The sequence below is a fragment of the Natrinema longum genome (assembly GCF_017352095.1).
Lineage (GTDB): Archaea > Halobacteriota > Halobacteria > Halobacteriales > Natrialbaceae > Natrinema > Natrinema longum.
Genome location: NZ_CP071463.1, coordinates 3,448,785 through 3,468,691, shown reverse-complemented (window position 1 = coordinate 3,468,691; position 19,907 = coordinate 3,448,785). Strand labels below are relative to the sequence as shown.

22 protein-coding genes, 1 tRNA gene and 2 pseudogenes are annotated in these 19,907 nt (G+C 63.5%); 16 read left to right on the top strand and 9 right to left on the bottom strand.

Going from position 1 to position 19,907, the window contains the following annotated elements:
- Nucleotides 1-55 precede the first annotated feature (55 nt).
- Complete coding sequence (locus J0X27_RS17240; RefSeq protein ID WP_207270368.1) at nt 56-562, bottom strand: hypothetical protein; 507 nt, start codon at nt 560-562, stop codon at nt 56-58.
- 384 nt (nt 563-946) lie between these two features.
- On the opposite strand from J0X27_RS17240, the gene J0X27_RS17235 reads away from it, so the two are divergent.
- The 3 genes from J0X27_RS17235 (at nt 947) to J0X27_RS17225 (ending at nt 5,166) form a co-directional block, all read left to right on the top strand.
- Nucleotides 947-1,846: a PhzF family phenazine biosynthesis protein gene (locus J0X27_RS17235; protein ID WP_207270367.1), complete on the top strand. Its 900-nt coding sequence runs from the start codon at nt 947-949 to the stop codon at nt 1,844-1,846.
- A gap of 156 nt (nt 1,847-2,002) precedes the next feature.
- Entirely contained in the window at nt 2,003-4,348 is a 2,346-nt protein-coding gene (ppsA, locus tag J0X27_RS17230) for a phosphoenolpyruvate synthase (protein ID WP_207270366.1), read from the top strand.
- A gap of 179 nt (nt 4,349-4,527) precedes the next feature.
- Nucleotides 4,528-5,166, top strand: coding sequence for a DUF456 domain-containing protein (locus J0X27_RS17225; protein ID WP_207270365.1), 639 nt, complete (start codon nt 4,528-4,530; stop codon nt 5,164-5,166).
- A 99-nt stretch (nt 5,167-5,265) separates the two neighbouring features.
- Here J0X27_RS17225 and J0X27_RS17220 read toward each other — a convergent pair whose 3' ends face one another.
- Nucleotides 5,266-5,925: an ArsR/SmtB family transcription factor gene (locus tag J0X27_RS17220; RefSeq protein WP_097381533.1), complete on the bottom strand. Its 660-nt coding sequence runs from the start codon at nt 5,923-5,925 to the stop codon at nt 5,266-5,268.
- 158 nt (nt 5,926-6,083) lie between these two features.
- On the opposite strand from J0X27_RS17220, the gene J0X27_RS17215 reads away from it, so the two are divergent.
- The 4 genes from J0X27_RS17215 (at nt 6,084) to J0X27_RS17200 (ending at nt 9,657) form a co-directional block, all read left to right on the top strand.
- Complete coding sequence (locus J0X27_RS17215; protein ID WP_207270364.1) at nt 6,084-7,508, top strand: amidase; 1,425 nt, start codon at nt 6,084-6,086, stop codon at nt 7,506-7,508.
- Between the two features lie 126 nt (nt 7,509-7,634).
- Nucleotides 7,635-8,477 (top strand): aldo/keto reductase, encoded by an 843-nt coding sequence (locus tag J0X27_RS17210; protein ID WP_207270363.1) that lies wholly within the window; start codon nt 7,635-7,637, stop codon nt 8,475-8,477.
- Between the two features lie 134 nt (nt 8,478-8,611).
- On the top strand, nt 8,612-9,382 hold the full coding sequence (locus J0X27_RS17205) for a hypothetical protein (protein ID WP_207270362.1): 771 nt from the start codon (nt 8,612-8,614) through the stop codon (nt 9,380-9,382).
- Nucleotides 9,383-9,465: 83 nt separating this feature from the next.
- Nucleotides 9,466-9,657 carry a DUF7333 family protein gene (locus J0X27_RS17200; protein ID WP_207270361.1) on the top strand — a complete coding sequence of 64 codons (192 nt, stop codon included), beginning with the start codon at nt 9,466-9,468 and terminating at the stop codon, nt 9,655-9,657.
- Nucleotides 9,658-9,823: 166 nt separating this feature from the next.
- On the opposite strand, the gene J0X27_RS17195 is transcribed toward J0X27_RS17200, so the two are convergent.
- Entirely contained in the window at nt 9,824-10,795 is a 972-nt protein-coding gene (locus J0X27_RS17195) for a phosphoadenosine phosphosulfate reductase family protein (protein WP_207270360.1), read from the bottom strand.
- A gap of 199 nt (nt 10,796-10,994) precedes the next feature.
- Between J0X27_RS17195 and J0X27_RS17190 the strand changes: the two genes are divergently transcribed.
- Entirely contained in the window at nt 10,995-11,735 is a 741-nt protein-coding gene (locus tag J0X27_RS17190; RefSeq protein WP_207270359.1) for an SDR family NAD(P)-dependent oxidoreductase, read from the top strand.
- A gap of 88 nt (nt 11,736-11,823) precedes the next feature.
- Here the strand turns inward: J0X27_RS17190 and J0X27_RS17185 are convergent, their stop codons facing one another.
- From J0X27_RS17185 to J0X27_RS17160, 6 genes are all read right to left on the bottom strand, one after another.
- Nucleotides 11,824-12,144: a DUF7577 domain-containing protein gene (locus J0X27_RS17185; protein ID WP_207270358.1), complete on the bottom strand. Its 321-nt coding sequence runs from the start codon at nt 12,142-12,144 to the stop codon at nt 11,824-11,826.
- Nucleotides 12,145-12,244: 100 nt separating this feature from the next.
- Complete coding sequence (locus J0X27_RS17180; protein WP_207270357.1) at nt 12,245-13,516, bottom strand: PQQ-dependent sugar dehydrogenase; 1,272 nt, start codon at nt 13,514-13,516, stop codon at nt 12,245-12,247.
- 110 nt (nt 13,517-13,626) lie between these two features.
- On the bottom strand, nt 13,627-14,211 hold the full coding sequence (locus J0X27_RS17175) for a DUF7110 family protein (RefSeq protein ID WP_097378855.1): 585 nt from the start codon (nt 14,209-14,211) through the stop codon (nt 13,627-13,629).
- A 115-nt stretch (nt 14,212-14,326) separates the two neighbouring features.
- Nucleotides 14,327-14,671, bottom strand: coding sequence for a glutaredoxin family protein (locus J0X27_RS17170; protein ID WP_207270356.1), 345 nt, complete (start codon nt 14,669-14,671; stop codon nt 14,327-14,329).
- Nucleotides 14,672-14,842: 171 nt separating this feature from the next.
- Nucleotides 14,843-15,640 (bottom strand): M14 family metallopeptidase, encoded by a 798-nt coding sequence (locus J0X27_RS17165; RefSeq protein WP_207270355.1) that lies wholly within the window; start codon nt 15,638-15,640, stop codon nt 14,843-14,845.
- Nucleotides 15,641-15,811: 171 nt separating this feature from the next.
- Nucleotides 15,812-16,297: a DUF309 domain-containing protein gene (locus tag J0X27_RS17160; protein ID WP_207270354.1), complete on the bottom strand. Its 486-nt coding sequence runs from the start codon at nt 16,295-16,297 to the stop codon at nt 15,812-15,814.
- Between the two features lie 103 nt (nt 16,298-16,400).
- Between J0X27_RS17160 and J0X27_RS18150 the strand changes: the two genes are divergently transcribed.
- The 8 genes and pseudogenes from J0X27_RS18150 (at nt 16,401) to J0X27_RS17135 (ending at nt 19,862) form a co-directional block, all read left to right on the top strand.
- On the top strand, nt 16,401-16,529 hold the full coding sequence (locus tag J0X27_RS18150) for a hypothetical protein (protein WP_277410029.1): 129 nt from the start codon (nt 16,401-16,403) through the stop codon (nt 16,527-16,529).
- A 106-nt stretch (nt 16,530-16,635) separates the two neighbouring features.
- Entirely contained in the window at nt 16,636-17,085 is a 450-nt protein-coding gene (locus J0X27_RS17155) for a DUF6653 family protein (RefSeq protein WP_207270353.1), read from the top strand.
- A gap of 85 nt (nt 17,086-17,170) precedes the next feature.
- A tRNA-Leu gene (locus J0X27_RS17150) sits at nt 17,171-17,253 on the top strand.
- A 147-nt stretch (nt 17,254-17,400) separates the two neighbouring features.
- Nucleotides 17,401-17,549, top strand: a pseudogene (locus J0X27_RS17145) (IS6 family transposase); the annotation flags it as partial.
- 456 nt (nt 17,550-18,005) lie between these two features.
- A pseudogene (locus tag J0X27_RS18270) lies at nt 18,006-18,535 on the top strand (DUF8030 family protein).
- A gap of 111 nt (nt 18,536-18,646) precedes the next feature.
- Nucleotides 18,647-19,180, top strand: a complete 534-nt coding sequence (locus tag J0X27_RS17140; protein WP_207270352.1) for a DUF7342 family protein — start codon at nt 18,647-18,649, stop codon at nt 19,178-19,180.
- An 8-nt stretch (nt 19,181-19,188) separates the two neighbouring features.
- Nucleotides 19,189-19,623 (top strand): toxin-antitoxin system TumE family protein, encoded by a 435-nt coding sequence (locus tag J0X27_RS18035; protein ID WP_224214532.1) that lies wholly within the window; start codon nt 19,189-19,191, stop codon nt 19,621-19,623.
- Nucleotides 19,624-19,655: 32 nt separating this feature from the next.
- Entirely contained in the window at nt 19,656-19,862 is a 207-nt protein-coding gene (locus tag J0X27_RS17135) for a hypothetical protein (RefSeq protein WP_207270351.1), read from the top strand.
- Nucleotides 19,863-19,907: the final 45 nt, after the last annotated feature.

Here is a 19,907-nt window from a genome sequence, read left to right as displayed (position 1 = left end):
GGGCACTACGTCGCTCGCCCGCGTGCGGCTCGCGGATGGCGTGCGGGTCGGCGGCTCACGTACCAACCCGGTTTGTTACTTTGCGGGTAGCGACATCCACGCCAGTAGTAAATGAAATGATGAGGACGGCGGCCGGAAACATAGCGTAGGGATACCCAACTAAGATGTCCGACTCGCCACCTGTTCCCAGTAGTCCCCAAAACGTGAGGGTAGTCGCAGCGAACAACCCGACTAACGCGCCCACGTTTCCACGGGTTGCAAAAATGTACACTGGGACTCCGGCCTGAAGCGCCACTAGCGGAACGACGATCATGAAGACCCAGAGGGAATACTGGAACCTGAAGACACCGGAGGCAAACGTATCATGTACATATCGCGGACTAAGATAGACCACGGAACAGATTATGACGTACCAGACACTGCTGGCTGCAGCGCCACCTTCCGGTGTGTCGGCTCGCGTCTGACGGACATACAGTCCGAGGAGGGCAACCGATGCGAGCACGATCGAGACGGCAGCATTAACCAGCCTGCTCCCAAAGGCCGGGTCAATACTTCCCTGCATAATATTTCAGTACTGCTGGCGTGCAGATAGTTGCCACGTTATACTGGACAGAAAGGAGGACATCCGATACTGTCACCATCGTCGTTGATATCACCCTCGATATAATCGTAATTGCCGGAGGCAGAGTCGATATTTGCGTTTCCTGCGTATTTCGTTTTCACGTCTGTTCACTCGTCCGACACTTCCCTGCGTGTCTCTGATACTCACCAGTTGACACCACAGCCGATACCGACTGCGGAACGACCTCGACCAACCCGTTCTCGACGATCTCGTCGCTTGGATCGGCGGCCTGTAGGGCAGTCGGTAGCGGCGACCGGCGTGGTCGAGCGCCGGTATCGTGACGACGACCGAGGATTCATACGCCCCTCGCCCGACCGACGTCGTATGGAGACGATTCGGGTCTTGCAGGTCGATGCCTTCACCGACGAACCGCTGACCGGGAACCCGGCCGGCGTCGTTCCGGACGCGGACGGCCTCTCGGACGACCAGATGCAGGCGATCGCCGCCGAGATGGCCGTCAGCGAGACGGCCTTCCTTCGCTCGAGCGAGACCGCCGACCGCGGGATCAGATACTTCACGCCCACGCAGGAGGTGGACCTCTGCGGTCACGCGACGATCGGGACGTTCGCACACCTCCACGACGAGGGGCTCGAGCCCGGGACGACGACCCTCGAGACGAACGTCGGCACGCTCGAGATCGAGGTCACGGACGATGGCACGGTCTGGATGACACAGGACGAGCCGACGATCCGCGAGGTCGACGTCGGCTACGACCGCGTCGCCGACGCGCTGGGCGTCGATCGGGCCGCCCTCGAGGGAGCCAGCGCCGACCTGCCGCTCGCGGTGGCGTCGACCGGGCTCCCGTTTCTGATCGTCCCGATCACGTACCTCTCGGACGTCGGCGCGGCCGAGCCCGACCCGACTGCGATCGAGGCGCTCACCGACGAACTCGATGCGACTGGGATCTATCTGTTCACCTTCGATGCACTCGAGGCCGAGTCGACGGCCCACGGCCGCATGTTTGCGCCGGGAGCCGGGGTTCCGGAAGACCCCGTCACCGGCACCGCGAGTGGAGCCGCCGCCGCGTACCTCGACCGCTTCGACGCCTTCGACGGCGATCTACCCGCGGAGCTTCGACTCGAGCAGGGCCACTACGTCGACCGGCCGGGCCAGGTTCGGGTTCGTCTCGACGGAGCGGTACAGGTCGGCGGCCGCGGCGTGACCGTCCTCGACGGGTCGCTCGTCGTCCCCGATAGCGACGACGACGAGATACTCGAGGCCTGAGTTCGGACGACCGTGTGGCCCCTCGAAAACCCCGACTAAACGCGACGCTGACAGGTTCGAACGCGGTCGAAACAGAAACTCATTCGGTTGTGAGTTGCGATCGGTAGCGGTTGTTCGCAACCTTCTTTATTCGTACCAGCGATCACGCAGATAGAGATGGCTGTACTCTGGCTGGACGAGATCAGTGCCGGCGACCTCGAGCAGGTCGGCGGCAAAGGTGCTTCCCTGGGCGAGCTTACGGGTGCGGGGTTACCGGTGCCACCGGGATTCGTCGTGACGGCCGGCACGTATCGGCGGTTCATCGAGGACGCCGAAATCGACGAGGAACTGTTCGCCGCCGTCGACGTCGATGTCGACGACTCTGCCGCGTTGGCCGACGCGGCCGACCGCGCACAGGAACTCATCGTCGAGACGCCGTTCCCCGACGAACTGCGCGAGGAGATCCTCGAGAGCTACCGCGAGGTCGGCGACGGCGAGGCGTTCGTCGCCGTCCGATCGTCGGCGACCGCCGAGGACCTGCCCGACGCCTCGTTTGCGGGCCAACAGGAGACGTTCCTCAACGTGACCGAGGAAGACCTGTTGAATCGCGTTCGGGAGTGTTGGGCCTCGCTGTTCACCCAGCGGGCGATCTACTACCGCCAGGAACAGGGATTCGACCACTCGGCAGTGAACATCGCGGTCGTCGTCCAGCAGATGGTCGACGCCGAGAAATCCGGCGTGATGTTCACGAGCCACCCCTCGACGGGCGATCCGACCATGATCATCGAGGCGGCGTGGGGCCTGGGCGAGGCCGTCGTCTCCGGTGCCGTCTCGCCGGACAACTACGTCATCGACCGGGGAGACCGATCGATGGACCTCACCATCGCCGAGAAGAAGGTGATGCACGAGAAAGACGAGGAAACGGGGCAGACCGTCGAGCGCGACGTGCCCGAGGAGAAGCGAACGCAGCGGGTCATCTCCGACGACGAGATCGACGCGCTGATGGACCTCGGCGAGCGCGTCGAGGACCACTACGGCGAGCCACAGGACGTCGAGTGGGCGATCGTCGATGGCGACGTCTACATGCTCCAGTCCCGGCCGATCACCACCATCGACGAGGACGAAACCGCCGCCGACGCGACCGGCAGCGTCGACCCGACGAAGGGACTGACCGACGGCAGCGGCAGCGCCCAGGCCGCCGACGGAAGCAGTGCCACCGGTGCCAGCGCCGACTCGAGTGCTAGTTCGGGCGAGGTCATCGTCGACGGATTGGGCTCGAGCCCCGGAACCGTAAGCGGGCCGGCGAAGATCGTCACCAAGCTCGACGACCTGGCGAAGGTCAGCGAGGGCGACATCATCGTCACCGAGATGACGATGCCCGACATGGTCCCCGCGATGAAGCGGGCCTCGGGAATCATCACCGACGAGGGCGGCATGACCAGCCACGCCGCCATCGTCTCGCGGGAACTGGGCGTCCCAGCCATCGTCGGGACGACCAACGCCACGACCGTCCTGCAGGACGGCCAGGTCGTCACGCTCGACGGCGACAAGGGCGCGGTCCTCGAGGGGAAGACGGTCGAGCCCGACGAGGAGACCGAGCCCGTCGAGGAGGTCCGCCCGCAGTCGCCGGTCAAACCGATGACCGCGACCGAGGTCAAGGTCAACGTCTCCATTCCCGAAGCCGCCGAACGCGCGGCCGCGACGGGTGCCGACGGCGTCGGCCTGCTCCGCACGGAGCACATGATCCTCTCGCTGAACCAGACGCCAGAGAAGTTCATCGCCGAAAACGGTACGGACGCTTACATCACGGAACTGGTCGAGGGCATCCGCGGCGTCGCCGACGAGTTCTACCCCCGCCCCGTCCGCGTGCGCACCCTGGACGCCCCCACCGACGAGTTCCGCCAGCTCGAGGGCGGCGAGGACGAGCCCGAGGAACACAACCCGATGCTCGGCTACCGGGGCATCCGCCGCTCGCTCGATCGCACCGACGTCTTCGCCCACGAACTCGAGGCGTTCCACCGCCTCTACGAGCTGGGCTACGACAACGTCGAGATCATGCTCCCACTGGTCAACGACGCCGAGGACATCTATCGGGCCAAAGAGTGCATGAAGGAGGCGGGCATCGACCCCGAAAAGCGCAAGTGGGGTGCCATGATCGAGACCCCCGCCGCGGCGCTCTCCGTCGAGGAGATGGCCGACGCCGGTATCGACTTCGCTTCCTTTGGCACCAACGATCTGACCCAGTACACGCTCGCGGTCGATCGCAACAACGAGCACGTCGCCGACCGGTTCGACGAACTCCACCCGGCCGTGTTGCGACTCCTCGGCGACGTCATCGAAACCTGCCGCGAACGCGGCGTCGATACGAGTATCTGTGGCCAGGCCGGCTCCAAACCGGAAATGGTCCAGTTCCTCGTCAACGAGGGTATCAGCTCCATCTCCGCGAACATCGACGCGGTCCGCGACGTCCAACACGAGGTCAAACGCGTCGAACAGAAACTCCTGCTCGACTCGGTCCGGTAAGGAAACGGCGCTTCTGGAACCGCGTTTTTGGCCGGCGACCGACGGACACAGTCGCGACCTCGAGAGAGTCGACCACGATGGTCCGGCCCGGGGTCCCGTCACCGCGACGCGGAACCCGTCGGCTATCCGATCGCTGTCGTGGGGAAAGGCCCATGGTGCAGCCCCGCTTCAGTTGACATATGAGCGACCGCTCGGACGAGGTAACCCGGAGTCAGGACGCTCCTGGCACCGACGATCTCCTCGAGGAGACGGACCGCCTGCTCTCGGAGTCGGGCGCAGACGTCGGCGACGCATCCCACGAGTCCGCGGAGACATCCCCCGGCGCAGCCGGCGGTGATGGACGCCGGGAGTCAGCCGGCGGGTTCGATCGTGGACGGGACCTCGAGCGCGAACGACAGCCCGAATCCGACCGCGAGGCCGACGCTGGCTCGTCGCGCTCGTGGCTCCCCACGCTTCCGTCACGGTTCTCGCTTGGCGGCTATTTTTCGCCGAAGGGGTACCTCGCGCTCGTGCTCGTACTCAGTGCCAGCTTGCTGGCCGGGGCGACCGTGCTGCCGTTCGCCGGCCGTCTGATCGGCATGTTCGCCGCCGCCTTCACTATCGGACTCCTCGCGTCGAAACGCCGCTACCTCGAGATGGGCGCGGCTGGCGCTTCCGTCGGCGGCGTCGGGGCAGTGCTCAATCACGTCTTCATCGCTGCCTTGGGCACCGGACAAACGCTCGTGGCCGTCGGCGCGACCGTCGGACTCCTCGCGTCGGTCGTGGGGTACTACTTCGGCCGCGATCTTCGGAACGGGCTCTCGAGGGACGTCGACTGAGGCGGGCTGTTGCCACCGGTCCCGGCACACCCACAGCGGGTCGCGGCTGGGCTGGCACCGACTAATAGGTGTCCGTACGAGCCGTGTTCGAGGACCGTGTTACCCGTTTGTGGTTAACTCCCAGCCGTCCTCGGTCCGGCGAACGATCCCGTTGTCGGCCATCACCTCGAGCAACTCGGCGACGACTTCTCGGGGAGCGTCGATGTCCTCGCTGAGGTCGCCGACCGATTTCGGTTCCGAACGCACGCTCGCGAGCAGGTCGGCGTAAATCCGACTCTCCGGGCCAGCGCCAACGGTCTCCGAGATGCTATCGAGGACGTCGTACAGCCGCCCCTGTACCCACCGCTGGGCCAACGAGAGCTCGTTTTCGAGCTGTTCGAGGTCTTCCAACGCGGCGAGCAGTTCGTCGAGATCGTCGGTGTCGTCCAGGGTGGCATCGAACGTGAGGTGACGACAGGTCGTGATATCGAAACTGTTGTTCGAGGGATAGGCGCTCTTGCTCGCGAAGCCGTAGGGAGAGACGTTCACCTCGAGTCGAACGTTGCGTGCGATATGAAAGTACTTCCGCCGCTGGTCGTCGACGCGGCTCTCGATCAGTCCTGCCTCCTCGAGTTTTCGCAAGTGTTCGATAACCGCCTTGGGACTCACACCGAGATACTCAGAAATTTCAGTAACATAACAGGGTTTGCGGGCGAGCAACCGAAGGATCCGCCTTCGGTTTTCGTTCCCGAGTAAATCCAACAACGCGGCGGAGTCCATCGAGTGGGGGTAAGTGACCGTCGCTGAAAAGCGTGTCTGCTTCCCGGACGCGAGGCGACGGCCGACGCCCCGTTCCGTCGAGACGGAACCCATCGTCGTCCCGATAGCCACGAATCGGAACGGTAACAATTATCATACTTCCAGTGGATCTTACTCTCATGACAGACGAGAGTACCACGACCGGTCTTTCCGCGATCGCACTCGCGGCTCGAATCCGAACGGGAGCGATCACGGCGACCGAGGCCGTCGAGGCCCACCTCGAGCGAATCGATGACCGGGACGACGCGATCAACGCCTTCGTCACGGTCTGTGCGGACGACGCACGCGAGGCCGCCGCCGAAGCCGACCGGGCGCTCGCGGACGGCGAGGAGGTGGGGCCGCTTCACGGCGTGCCCCTGGCGCTGAAGGACCTCGGCGCGCTGAAAGCGGGCGTCCGTCATACGTACGGTTCGGCGCTGTTCGCGGACCACGTCGCCGAGCGAACGTCGGCGATCGTCGAGCGACTCGAGGACGCCGGCGCGGTCGTGATCGGGAAGACGAATACGCCGGAGTTCGGTCACAAGGGAACGACCGACAACGAGTTGATCGGGCCGACGGCGTCGCCGATCGACACCGACCTGAACGCGGGGGGCTCCTCGGGTGGCTCGGCGGCGGCGCTGGCCGCAGGGATGACGCCGATCGCGACGGGCAGCGACGCGGGCGGCTCGCTGCGCATTCCCGCCGCGGCGTGTGGCGTCTACGGGTTCAAACCGACGTTCGGGCTGGTTCCGGACGACGGACGACCGAGCGCGTTCGGCCGGGAACTCCAACACACGACGAAGGGGCCGATGACCCGAACCGTCGAGGACGCCGCGCTGTTGCTCTCGGTGATGGACGGGCCGCATCCGGACGACCCGAACAGCGTCCCGGTCGATATCGACTACCGTGGAGCCGTCGATCGGTCGATCGACGACTATCGCATCGCGTACAGCCCCGACCTCGACGTCTTTCCGGTCGTCGACGAGGTCCGTGCGGTCGCCGACGAGGCCGTTACCGCGTTCGCGGACGCGGGTGCGACGGTCGAGACAGTGACCGTCGATCACGGCTATTCGATGGCCGAACTGACCGAGGCCGCGATGCCGGCGTACACGACCTCCGTTCTCGAGAACGCGACCCTCATCGAGGAGAGCCACGGCGTCGACTTTCGGGACCAGTCCGAAGCGGTCTCCGACAGTCTGCTCGCGATGCTCCACGTCGCCGAGGAGTACGGCCCCGAAGACGTCGCCCGATCCGGCATCGCTCGGACGGACATGTACGACGCCGTCCAGGACGTCCTCGCCGACTACGATCTGCTCGTGACGCCGACGCTCTCGCGCGCCGACCGCGAACTCTACGCCGACCTCGGTGACGACGCCTGGGAGTGGCCGATGACCTGGCCGTTCAACTGGACCGGCCACCCCGTCGCGTCCGCACCCGCCGGAGTGACCGACCGTGGCCACCCAGTCGGCCTCCAACTCGTCGGGCGACGGTTCGCGGACGACGACGTCCTCGCGGCGAGCGCGGCACTCGAGCGCGAGCGCCCCTGGAACCACCTGTACGAGTAGCACTCGAGTGGGCCACGACTGCCATTCGTACTCCCGTTCGGTCACCGTCGGTCGATTCGGCTGTCGCAAGGCGAACCGCTGACCGGTACCAAAACCCCTTTTCGCACGCTGGCTGTTCGGTCGTACATGGCAACTCACGACGCCGATACCATCGCACCAGAGACGTGTCCGACCACCAGCGGGATACCGATGCTCGGCCTCGGAACCTGGCAAAACGAGGACCCCGAACAGTGCGCCGAGAGCGTCCGAACGGCCCTCGAGATGGGCTACCGTCACATCGATACGGCCCAGATCTACGACAACGAGGAAGCGGTCGGCGAGGGGATCGCCGCCGCGGACGTCGACCGCGAGGATATCTTCCTCGCGACCAAGATCTGGATCTCGAACCTGTCACACGAGGACGTCCTCGAGACGGCTCGGGACAGTCTCGACCGGCTCGGTGTCGAGTACGTCGACCTGCTGTACGTTCACTGGCCGGCCGGAGAGTACGACGCCGAGGAGACACTCTCGGCACTTTCCGAACTCTACGAGGAGGGACTGATCGAGAACGTCGGCGTCAGCAACTTCCAGCCCGAGCACCTCGAGGAAGCAGTCGACGTCTGTGACGCGCCGATCGTCGCGAATCAGGTCGAACTTCACCCGCTGCTTCCCCAGGCGGAGATCCGGGAAACCTGTACAGAGCACGATATCGAAGTCGTAGGCTATTCGCCGCTGGCACGTGGACGGGTCTTCGACCAACCCGAGATACAGGAGATCGCCGCGAAACACGACGCCAGCGAGGCGCAGGTCAGCCTCGCCTGGGCGCGCGAGAAGGGCGTCATCGCGATTCCGAAGGCGACGGGCGAGGACCACATCGGCGACAACTGGGAGTCGCTGACGGTCGACCTCGATCCGGCGGATATCGACGCCATCGACGCCATCGACGAGACGAACCGCGCGGTCGATCCCGACTTCGCGCCCTGGAACTGATCGGCGACCGTTACTTCGTGTCCCGGCTGTTCGGAACTCGCGTTCGCGACGTTGCCGAGCGCCCCGACGGGTGACGTGTCGTCGGCGAAGAAAAAGCAGGAAAGTTTACGGTACATCGGCTTTTTGGCTCGCGTATGGCTACCCGCTCACGAAGCGGTGGCGGTGGTGGGTTCGTCGGCGCGGTAAAAGCCGACATCCGCCGGTTACACGGTGCCTGGATGGAGCTCGTCTTCCGCCGGCAGCGTGGCCGGGGTCACTCCGTCATGGGCAAATGGAAACCCGAGACCCTCCCACAGAAGGTCGCTTACCACGGCTGGAGCGCGCTCGGAGTCCTCGGCTTGCTCGTCCTCTATCCGCTTACCGTTCTCGGACTCGCGACCCGCTTCTACGCGGCGAAACTCGACTCGACACAGACCCGGCTGGGAATCATCGGCGTCACGGCTATCGCGCTGCTGGGCTGGGGACTGTTGACCCTCGCCTGGGGCGCGATGTCGTACATGGAACAGGTCGATATCCCCCTCGACGCGGTCCTCGCGGTCGCAGCGGCGAGTGGCGTCGCGACGCTTTCGACCGCGCTCGCCGCGACGTGCTCGAAGCTCGGCGGTCGCGGGACGACGGTCGGCCTCGCGTACCCGTTCGCGATGACGGCGCTGTTCCTGCCCCCCGTCGTCGCCGCGCTCGTGACGCCGTCGCTGCATCCCTACGTTCTCGATCCCAGCTACGACTTCGCCGTCTGGGTGCTCGACAACGTGTTGTTCGTCGGCGGCCTGAGCGAGTACCTTCGCGAGAACTTCACCCTCGAGGGCGCTGCCTACGCCGGGATGTGGGTCGGAATCTCCTTCCCGCTTGGCTGGTTCCTCGGCGGCGTCGTCACGCTGGCGAACCTGGTTCGTCCCTCGGAGTAGCCGTCGGATCGCTCCGAACCAACCGTCGTGAACGGACTGCCGATTCCCGATACCATTAGGAGTCTCCTTCCTAAGGATCGCACATGAAGTTCGATCTTCCAAAGACGGCAGTCGCGTTTATCGTCGTGATCGGGATCGGAATCGGGGGCATGATCGCCACCCCCATGGGAACAGACACCATACTGATGATGGTCGCGCCGTCGATGATCGTCTTCGGGCTGCTCATGCTCGCCCTGGGCGTCAAACACGGCGAGTACCGCGCCACGGGCCGATAGCAGCGGACTGGAATTTCGTTCTCGCCGATCGACCGATTTCTACCCAGCGGAGCTGTGACGATCGCGATTCAGCGGGCGACGATCGCGCCCGCACTGCCGCTTCTTCGAGCGAGCGAACCGAAAAATCGCTACTTAGCGTCTCGAGCGGTCCTCGACCGCGGTCGGCCTACATGTAGCCCAGATCGCGCAGGCGCTCCATCAGGTCTTCCTTGTCCTGGGCGCGGCCGGCGCGTTCGGTGGTCCCCTCGAGGTCCTGCAGCCAGGCGGGGTCCTCGTCGCTCTTTTCGGTACTGACTTCGCTGCCCAGCGAGCGGAAGCCGGCGAAGTACTTCGGCGAGATCGGAATGTCGTCCTGTTCGACGCCCTCGGGGAGGTCGTCGTCGGCTTCTGGAACGTAACCTTCCTCGGGGAAGTTCTCGACCGTGTCCGGCACCACGAAGTTCCAGAAGGCCTCCCACACTGCGGCTTCGTCGAACTGCAGGATGGGCTGGATGCGGTCGTGAGGCGGGTAGATGTCGGGGTCGTGGCGCGGCGAGAAGAACGTCTCGTCGGCGCGGGCCTCCTGTTCGTCCCAGCGGACGCCGGAGATGACGCCGTCGATGTCGTGCGTCTCGAGCGCGTCGTTGAGCGCGACCGTCTTCAGCAGGTGGTTGCCGACGTAGGTGTCGAGCAGGAACGGGAAGGTGTCCTCCTCGTACTCGAGGATCTCGCGGACGTGGTGCTGGTTGTGCTCGGAGAGCTCCGAGATGTCGATGTCGTCGCCGGGCTCTAAGCCGTGTTCGTCGACGTACTCGCCGACGTCCTCGTTGCGCGCGTAGATGACCTCGAGATCCCACTCGTCGGCCCAGTGGTCGACGAAGTCGTGGATCTCGTCGAAGTGCTGGTAGTGGTCGATGAAGACCGCGGGCGGTACCTCGAGGTCGAATCGGTCGGCGACCTCCTTGATGAAGTACAGCGTGAGCGTCGAGTCCTTGCCGCCGGTCCACATGACCGCCGGGTTCTCGTACTCCTCGAGCCCCTCGCGGGTGACCTCGATCGCCTTCTCGATCTTGTCCTGAATGTGCTGGTAGTCGACGGGATCTTCGCCTTCGCCGTCAGTGTAGTCGACGTCTGCGTAGTCGGGAGCGTTGTCGCTCATCTCGTAATTAGATATAATTAGGAGGTGTAAATCCTTTGGGTCGGCGGAAAGCTCTGTCGGATTCCCGGATCGCTTCGAACCGCCGCGTCGACGGTCTGGACAACTCTTTCGCTCGCGGTCGGTCCACGATTGGCCGAAACGGCCCGTCTCGCGTGGCGACAAACGAACGTATTACTTCCTGGACGACGACTGTCACCACATGACGGATGTAGACGGCGAGACGATCATCGTTACTGGCGCGAGCAAGGGACTCGGACGCTCGATGGCACTGCATCTCTCGGGGCTCGGTGCGAACGTCGTCCTCGTCGCCCGAAGCGAGGACGAACTCGAGGCCGTCGCGGCGGACGCCGAGGGCGAGACGCTGGTCGCGCCGGCGGACGTTCGCGACGCCGACGCCGTCGACGACGTCGTCCGGTCGACGATCGATCGGTTCGGCGGTATCGACACCCTGATCAACAACGCCGGCGTCCCAGGGGAACACTTCGGCGACGAACGCGGCTCGCTCCTCAACGTCGACGAAGACGAGTGGACCCGCATCATGGATATCAACGTCAACGGCGTCTACCGGTTCACGAAGCGGGTCCTCGAGGCGATGCTCGAGGCCGATCAGCCCTCGGGGAACGTCCTGAACGTCTCCTCGGGACTCGGAAGATACGCGGTCCCCAACGCCGCACCCTATATCACGTCGAAATGGGGACTCGAGGGGTTCACCCGTGCGATCGCGCTCGAGGTCGAAGACGACGGGATCAACGTCAACGCGATCGACCCCGGCGGCCGGGTCAACACGCAGATCTGGGAGCACCTGCCCGAGGACGAACGCACGGAGATCCTGCAACCCGACGTGATGGACGACGCCGCCGCGTCGCTCGCGGCGCAGGGACCCGACGGCGTGACCGGCGAATCGAAGACCACCGAGGAGTGGGAAGCACACTTCGAATAAGACGCTGGAGCGGCGCTCGAGTAGGTAATAGGGACGAGAAACGCGCCATACCGGCTCCCTCGCGTGTGTCCGACGGGCCCGCGAGGGGTCAGGGCGATCCGAGCCGGCCCTGGCAGTCGTGACAAAACGTGACGCCCGCCCGATTCGGCGTTCCACACGCCGGACACCGGACGGTCGACGAGTCGTCAGCCTCGATGCCGACGCCGCGTGCCAGCACGGCGAGGACGTCGTCTTGGTCCGTGATGTCGTGGTTGCTCCCACGAGTTCGTGCCCACCCGTTGATCAGATCGTCGTCGCGTAACCGCTCGAGCCCCCTGACCAGCCCCAGAAAGCAAAGCGTCGGGGCGATCATCACGAACCCTGCCACGGCGAGGCGGCCGAGGAGTTCGTACGATCCCGGATCGTCCATAGGCATCGTTGGCTGTGGGGAGTACAAACGTCTACCGCTGAACGGTCCTCGGCGTGCTCGAGTGTCGGGATCGATCTGCCGCGAGGAGCGGCGTCCCCGGTCACGTGGCGGGGATCACCCGATAGAGGCCACCGTCGTCGACCCCCGTTCCGAGCACGTACAACTCCCCCGCTTCGTCACGGCCAAACGAGAAGAGTTGCTCGAGGCGGTCCCCGTCGGCGACCTCGACGACGGTAGTCGGCCACAGGTCGGTCCCGTCTTCGGGACGGGTGGCGGCGAACAACCGGCCCGCCGCCAGGAAATCACCGAAGACGTAGGCGTCCTCCAGTGCCGGCAGTTCACTGCCCCGATATACGTAGCCGCCGATGACTGAGACGCCGGCCACGCCCGATTCCGTAGCCTCGCGTGGATACTCGATGATGGGATCGCGGAGCGACTCGCCACCCCGGACATCGGCGGGCGTCTCGTCCGGACAGTCCTCGTCACGGTAACAGTGGGTTCCCTCTTTGATGTTCCAGCCGTAATTCCCGCCCTTCTCCACGAGATTTACTTCCTCGTAGTCGTTCTCGCCGACATCCGCGACGAAGAGGTCGTCGTCGTCGAACGACAGCCGCCACGGGTTCCGAAAGCCCCAGGCGTAGTACTCGTCGAGCCCCGCGCGATCGACTAACGGGTTGTCATCCGGGACGGCGTACGCTCGGTCGCCGCTCCGCTCGTCGACGTCGAGCCGCAAGACGCTGCCGAGGAAATCCGTGGTCACGTCCTGCCCGCCGCCACCACCCCCGCCGCCGGCTCCGATCCCGACGTAGAGGAAGCCATCCGGCCCGAACGCGATATCGCCGCCGTTGTGGTAGTCCTGTGGCTGTGGAACCTCGAGAATCACGCGTTCGGACTGCGGTTTCGCTCGGCTGCCGTCGTCGGTGACTTCGAACGCCGCGAGCACACCTGTGTGGTCGAACGCCGCCGGCGTCCCCGGTCGACGCGGGGAACTGTAGTGGACGAATAGCCGGCGGTTCTCCGCGAAGTCAGGGTGGAGCGTCAATCCCAGCAGGCCTCGTTCGCCACCGGTCACGACCGTCTCGCGCAGGTCGAGTAACGGGTCGTCGAGGAGGCCGTCCTGCTCGTGGACGACGACGCGGCCGTCCCGCTCTGCGACGTATCGCCGATCGTCTTCGGGCGGGAATCCGACGGCCAGTGGTGACTCCAGCCCGTCGACTATCGGCTCGAGGGCCACCGTCTCCGGCAGCCGGTCGATAGCCGCGGGCGAATCGTGGTCACCGGTGGCCGACCCGATCGCGGATCCGATGACCCCCGCCGTTGCACCGACGATCGTCGCCGACAGGACCTGCCGTCGGCTCGGTGATCGTCCCATACCGATCGTGGTACCACCTCGAGGCGCAAATAGCCACAGGAGAGTGCGTCGCTCGAGGCGGTCCCTGGTCGACTCCGAACCGCTCTGGCTGAACGTCCCCGAGAGAGCGCTCAGTCCGTGATGAACTTGTTATCTCGCCAGTTGACGCCGCCCTGCCCCGAGCCGTGGTCGCGCGGTCCTTCGACGACTTCGATGTCGGCCGGACGCGGTTCGCCGTCGACGATCCGGGTTGCCTCGAGATCGCCGTCGTGCTCCGAAATCGCCGTCAGCGTGCCTTTCTCGGCGGCTTCGGCGATCCCACAGAGAACGAGGAACATCTGGTACTGGAGCAGCGAGTTCTGGAGGACGGTCTCGCGGTCGCCCTTGAACGCGGCGAACTCGACGAGTTCGGACTCGATCTCCTCTTCCTCTTCTTCGTCCCAGCTGAACGATTTCTGTCTGCGCTCGTCCGGATCTTCCTCGTAGACCCGGTTTTCCGTGACGCTGGCCTTGAGCTGGGCCGTCGGGGTGTACTTGCTAACGGACTGATCCTCGGCGACCGCTTTCAGAATCAGCGTGTTGTTACGCCGCGTGATCTCGACGTCGGTGACCCCCTCGGGGAACGTCGCGTCGTCGATATGATCGCGGAGATCTTCGAGGGGCAATTCGAGCGTCGAGTGGAGCCGATAAACGTGTCTGGATTCCTCTGTTGACATAGTGGGAAGGTGTGTACGGCGATAGTCGTGATCTGTTAGTACGAGGGCGTGACTTATATGACCTGCTATTAGATTCGTGAGATGTCAAGATATATTGATTAACTTACGGATCAGTCTAAACGTCGGTGAGCGTCGCCTCGAGTTCGCCACGCTCGTCGAGTTCCTCGAGGATGTCGGAGCCGCCGACGAACTCGCCGTCGACGAAGGTCTGTGGGATCGTCTCCCAGCCGCTCTCCTCGTTGAGTGCCACGCGGTACTCGTCGAGGGACTCGAGGACGTCGACGGTTTCGTACTCGTCGCGGTACTGGTCGATCAGGCCGAGCGCTTTCCGAGAGTACCCACACTGGGGCATCAGCTCGGTGCCTTTCATGAAGAGGACGACGTCGTTTTCCTCGATGGCGTCGGTGACCTGCTGGGTGACTTCTTCCTGATCCTGGCCCTGGTTCGGTGGGAACTCCATGCTCGCCTCTAGGGCGGTGATCGGGATATGCCTTGCGTCATCGACACTCTCCGGGTCCGTTCGCCTCCCAGCCGAAGACGACACAGGGACAACGGGATCGATGTCACAGCGGTCGGCAGGGGACCCCGACCACCCGGCCACGGCTTCAGCCGTGGGCGTTCTTTCGATACGTCAGTCCGCCGCGGTCGGCGTCTCGAGAACCTCGAGTTTCTCCGCAGCGTAGCCGAACACGTCCTGGTAGCCGTTGGGGGACATGAGGACCGGGTAGAACGACTCGTCGGCGATCTGTTCGTCGCCGTCGGCCGCGGCGAAGGGGGCCCCCGCATCGACCTCCGTGAAGTTCTCGACGAAGACCTCGTAGGTGTCGGCCTGGCCCTTTCGGATGACGTCGACGAGTCGGTATACGGGGAGTTCGCGGCGGACGGTGTCGCCGGGCAACGCGTCGACTGCGGTGAGAAAGGCACGCGTCAGTCGGTCGGCGTTCTCGGCGGCCGTCTCCGAGCCCTGCAGTCCACACTCCACTTCGACCGTATCGATGGCCGAGAAGAGCCGACCCTCCGCGAAGTTGCTCGTCTCGACCATGGCGGTCACGGGGAGTTGCGGGACGATGTCTTTCGCCGTCTCGCTGACGCCGTTGACGATCGCGAAGGGGTCGGCGTGGCTCTGCGTCGAATGCATCGAGAACGTGAGACACCCCTCGAGTTCGGCGACGAGTTCGTTCGCGAGCTGGCCTTCGTGTGTCTTCGCGTCCGGAGTCCCGGGGAACGCGCGATTGAGATCTTCGTCGATAAAACGCACCTGTCGCTCGAGGGCCGCCTCGTTGGCGACGACGAGCTTGACGGGCCGTTTGACGGTCGGGCGGTCGTCGAGCAGTCGTTCGACGGCGCGGACGCCACAGGGTTCGTCCCCGTGGATACCCGCGACGACTGCGATCTCCGGCGTTCCCGACCCGAGCTGTGCGACTCTCATTGTGATATAGTTGGGCCGAGTCCTCAAAGGCGATTCGGTCTCTCACAACGCGAACCTGTCAGCGGTCACGACCGACCGACCGTTGCCATGCCAACGCCTCTCGATGAGCAGTCACTCGGTCCCCCGGCGGGAGCCGACCTGTCACGCACACCGAACGACGAGCCGGTTCGGTCAGTCCTCGAGCGAGTCGGCGTACTCGTAGTCGACGGCGCGAGCGTCCGGTCGCTCGCCGTCGAGTGGAATCGCCCAGCCGTCGATCCGCGTCGGGTCCTCGAGGGCCTCGGTAAGCGCCGTTCGGACCGCGCGGACGTCGACCCCGTAGTAATCGGTCGGGACGTCCTGTAGGTACTGGCGTGCGGTCTCGAAGAGGCTCCGCATCCCGTCGTCGTTGTCGAAGTCGACGCGTTTGTAAGCCCCCGCAGCGACCTGGACCATCCCGTGACAGAACCTGCTCTCGAGCGAGCCGGTGCCGTAGTTGTACCACTCGTCCTCGAAGCAATCGTGGGACTCGTGGAACGCCCCGTCATTGAACAGCCTGACGCCGTGGCCGGTCGCCCGGCGCAGCGTCGCGTGCTCCCAGCGACCCGCAGTGGGGTCCCAGCCCGTCGGATTCCCGTCGGGCGGCTCGACCGTGGGGTCGCGGGTGTGGTCGTCCATGGGCGTACGAAAGATCGCAGTGCGGGTAATTTCGTCGGTTTGGGACATCCTATTCGCGTGTAAGCACGGAATTTATGTCGTTACGGGCCGCCATATACACTCGATGAGCCAGCCCTACGGCCGGTGTCAGCACTGCGGCGAACGCCTCTATGCACACATCGAGGGGGGCTACCAGTGTCTGAACTGCGATCGGCGGTACACGGAGGCGGCGCTCGAGGACCAGTCGACGTAAGCCGGTCGTTCCGACCCGACCGGCGCGACGGACTCGAGTACCCCCGGCCTACCGCTCGGGGACAGCGGACGGAATGGCTTTGCCGCGAGCGCGCTAAGACGGGGGCATGCTGCCCGATTTCGTCTGGGACCGTCATTCGAACCCGAAAAGCGGGTGGACGCGGCTGCTCGCGTATCCGCTACTGATCGCGGCGGGCTACACGCGGCGGTGGCGCGTGCTCGGAGTGACGGTGCTGTTCGTCCTCCTGAATCCGGTGTTGTTCCCCGAACCCGAGTCGCCGTCGGACGACTGGATGGCCACCGTCGTCCGCGCCGAACGACAGTGGAGCGATCGCGGACGGTCGTTTATCGGCGTCGGCTTTCCGCAGGTGTTGAACCTCGTTCAGCTCCCGGTCTTCGCGTACAATATCTACGCCGTGTACGAGCGACAGCCCCTCGAGACGGTCGTCGCGACTGCGGCGACGATGGGGCTGAAACTGTGGTTCGTCGCCGAACTGGTCCGGCGGTACGACGGGGCGGACACCGCCTCGGCCAGCCGCTCCGGCGGGCGTCGCTGACCCGGATCGACCGGGACGGCGACGACCGACTGGCGACAGGAATCGGACGATTTAACCGCGACGGGCGTCTCAGATGCAACTGCGTGCGAGGGTAGCCAAGCGGTCAACGGCGGCGGACTCAAGATCCGCTCTCGTAGGAGTTCGTGGGTTCGATCCCCTCCCCTCGCACTCACCATAGTGCGCGGCAAGACGGAGCGTCTTGCCCTCGCAAACTTCTGACGCAAATCATCATTGTCTGGGAGACGGAGTCATAATGACAGTACCGTCCGCCTCGATTCAGTGTAAAACGAGCAGGTCGTTGAGTGAATTGGTAGGATGCTCGCAGCCCTGCTCAGCGAGGGCCACGAGGCGGACGTAGAAGAATCGTGGGAGAACGAGCGGACGGCGACGCCCGTCAGGGCGTTCACCGTCCGCCTCCATCAGACCGGTTTCCGCTTCGGGAGACAACAACGATCCTCGCTGAATGAGGCGTTGAACGCTCTCACGGAGCAGTCTGCGAACTGTACACGAGGTGAGAATTCAGTTCTTCCTCATTTAGAGTTACGTACGTAATATTCCAGTTTTCCAAACGGTTTCTAAGATCAGATACAATCATACATAAGATAACAATCGAACCGAACATCACACCAATTACTGAGCCGAAAACCCCATCAACAACCATACCAAAGAACCCACAGACCAAAACGGGTAGTGTAATCAACATTGGTTCTAATATTCTCATTTTTATCGCGGATATATTGTTTAGATACAGTTATAATATATCTGTTGTCGGCCATATTATTCTCTTACTTGTCACGGGTTCCGTAAGCCGTTCAGAATGAAGAAACAGGGCAACGGTCTACCGACACCCTCGCGACTGTGATGTCGTGTTTGTCCTCCCGAGAAGGGTGCGGGGCGGTCGAGCTGTCACGAGATGGCGTATGACTTCTGCGCGACAGCACCCACGAGACTGTGGTATTGATCGCACACCAACTCACCGGCACTCCTCCAAGCCACCCTGGTCCACCCTCGAGTTACGGGTTCCGAACGACCGGAGTCGAGAGTCACTCATTTCGTTCGTCGAGTGTGTTCTCGTCGAATTCACACATGCAGATGTCGATGCCGAGTATCGATCGTCGAACGTTTGGGAGTCGAACGAACCCAGTACATCGCCACCGAGACGACTGGTCAACCCTTCAGGAAGCGTCATTATGACGAACGGCTTGGCTGGCACGAACAGGCAATCTCTCGGCAGGACGTGCGTAATGAACTGATCGACCGCCTTGCACGGCCCGCGTCACTGGCGACGAACCGGAGTCATCCCTATCCTGCTGAGGAATCAGAGACGTTCCAAGTGAAGCTAACGTGGAAACTACGAACAGGCCCACAGACTGGTGAGAGGGAGCCATCAGCTATCAGTATGCCAGTCCGTTGGCCGTTCTTCATCGTAGTACAATCTTTGCCAGAATGAGTCGTGAAATCATGGAGAGTACAGCAGAAATGATACGGACACCCGGCCTCACCCACTCAGGAAACTATTCCTCGAAGTAAGAATTATGTCGGTAGCCACGCAAGAACGAGTATGCCCAATACAGAGTCTCCAGATGATCCCCCATCCTTTGAGGATGCGTTTCGTGACGATGACGTTGAACAGCGCATCTACGGGACAATCCTTCAGACTCGCGAGCCTGCAACGGCGAGCGCTATCGCAGAACGGGCCGAATGCGACCCGAAGACAGCCCGAAAGTATCTGGGCTGGTTCAGCGACCTCGGAATCGTTACGCGTCACGACGGCCATCCGACGACTTACGAGCGCAATGATGCATACTTCCAGTGGCGGCGCATCAATCAGCTCGCTGCCGAGCACACCGTCGACGAACTCCAAGAGCACGTCCGCACGCTCACGACACGGATTACCGAGTACGAAGACACGTACGATGCCACAACGCCGGCAGCCGTCGACGCCGTCGATGCTGCAGAGACGAGCGACGAACGGACGATCGACGATGTGTATGGCGATCTTGCCGACTGGTCGACCGCTCGAGATGAGCGCAAGCGCTACGAACGCGCCCGTCAGCAACGTGCTGGCGCTGATACCGACCAAGCATCCGGGTAATCCCATCGATGACGCCGCCTGCTGGAGATGGACGTAGCCCTGCGCCTATCGACCGCCCAGTGCTCGAGTTTCTCCAGACACGCCTCCAAGCCACGGCTCAGGTCGCTCGAGCGACGATCACGGATGCGAGTGGACATCTCGAACTCTATGTGACACTCGCACCCTCGTACTATCCTGAAACCGTGGAGGAGGCGAGTCTCACTGTTCGCTGGTACACGAACGACGACTTCAAAATCCATTACCGAGAGGTGCATCCTGCTCACGCCTGGGTGTGCCGGTGGGATCGGCATCCGAACCCTCACAATACGCGAGACCACTTTCATCCTCCGCCCACTGCCCCGACACCCGGCGAGGACAGTTCGTGGCCACGCGATCATCGGGATGTACTGCGACTCGCCCTCGATAAGATCGAAGAACGAATTACCGGATTGTGGGACGGGTGAGCTATTAGTGATTGCAGTTTTTCTGCGCCAAAGTGGATTCACCCGCTTCCAACGGTGACATCTTGTACGTGATCGCCGACCAAGACGAGCCCCATGGTCTCTCGATCAAAGACGAACTCGAGAGCGCGTCGGTGACGTGGCCCGACAACGAGTTCAGGGAAGGCGAGACAGTTCCGATTGACATCGACGGGACTATCGTCCGGGTGCTGTTCGACGGTGACGAAATCACTAAACTCTAAACGCAACACAAATTTGCAGAGTGGTTTACCCGGCGGGGCTCGAGC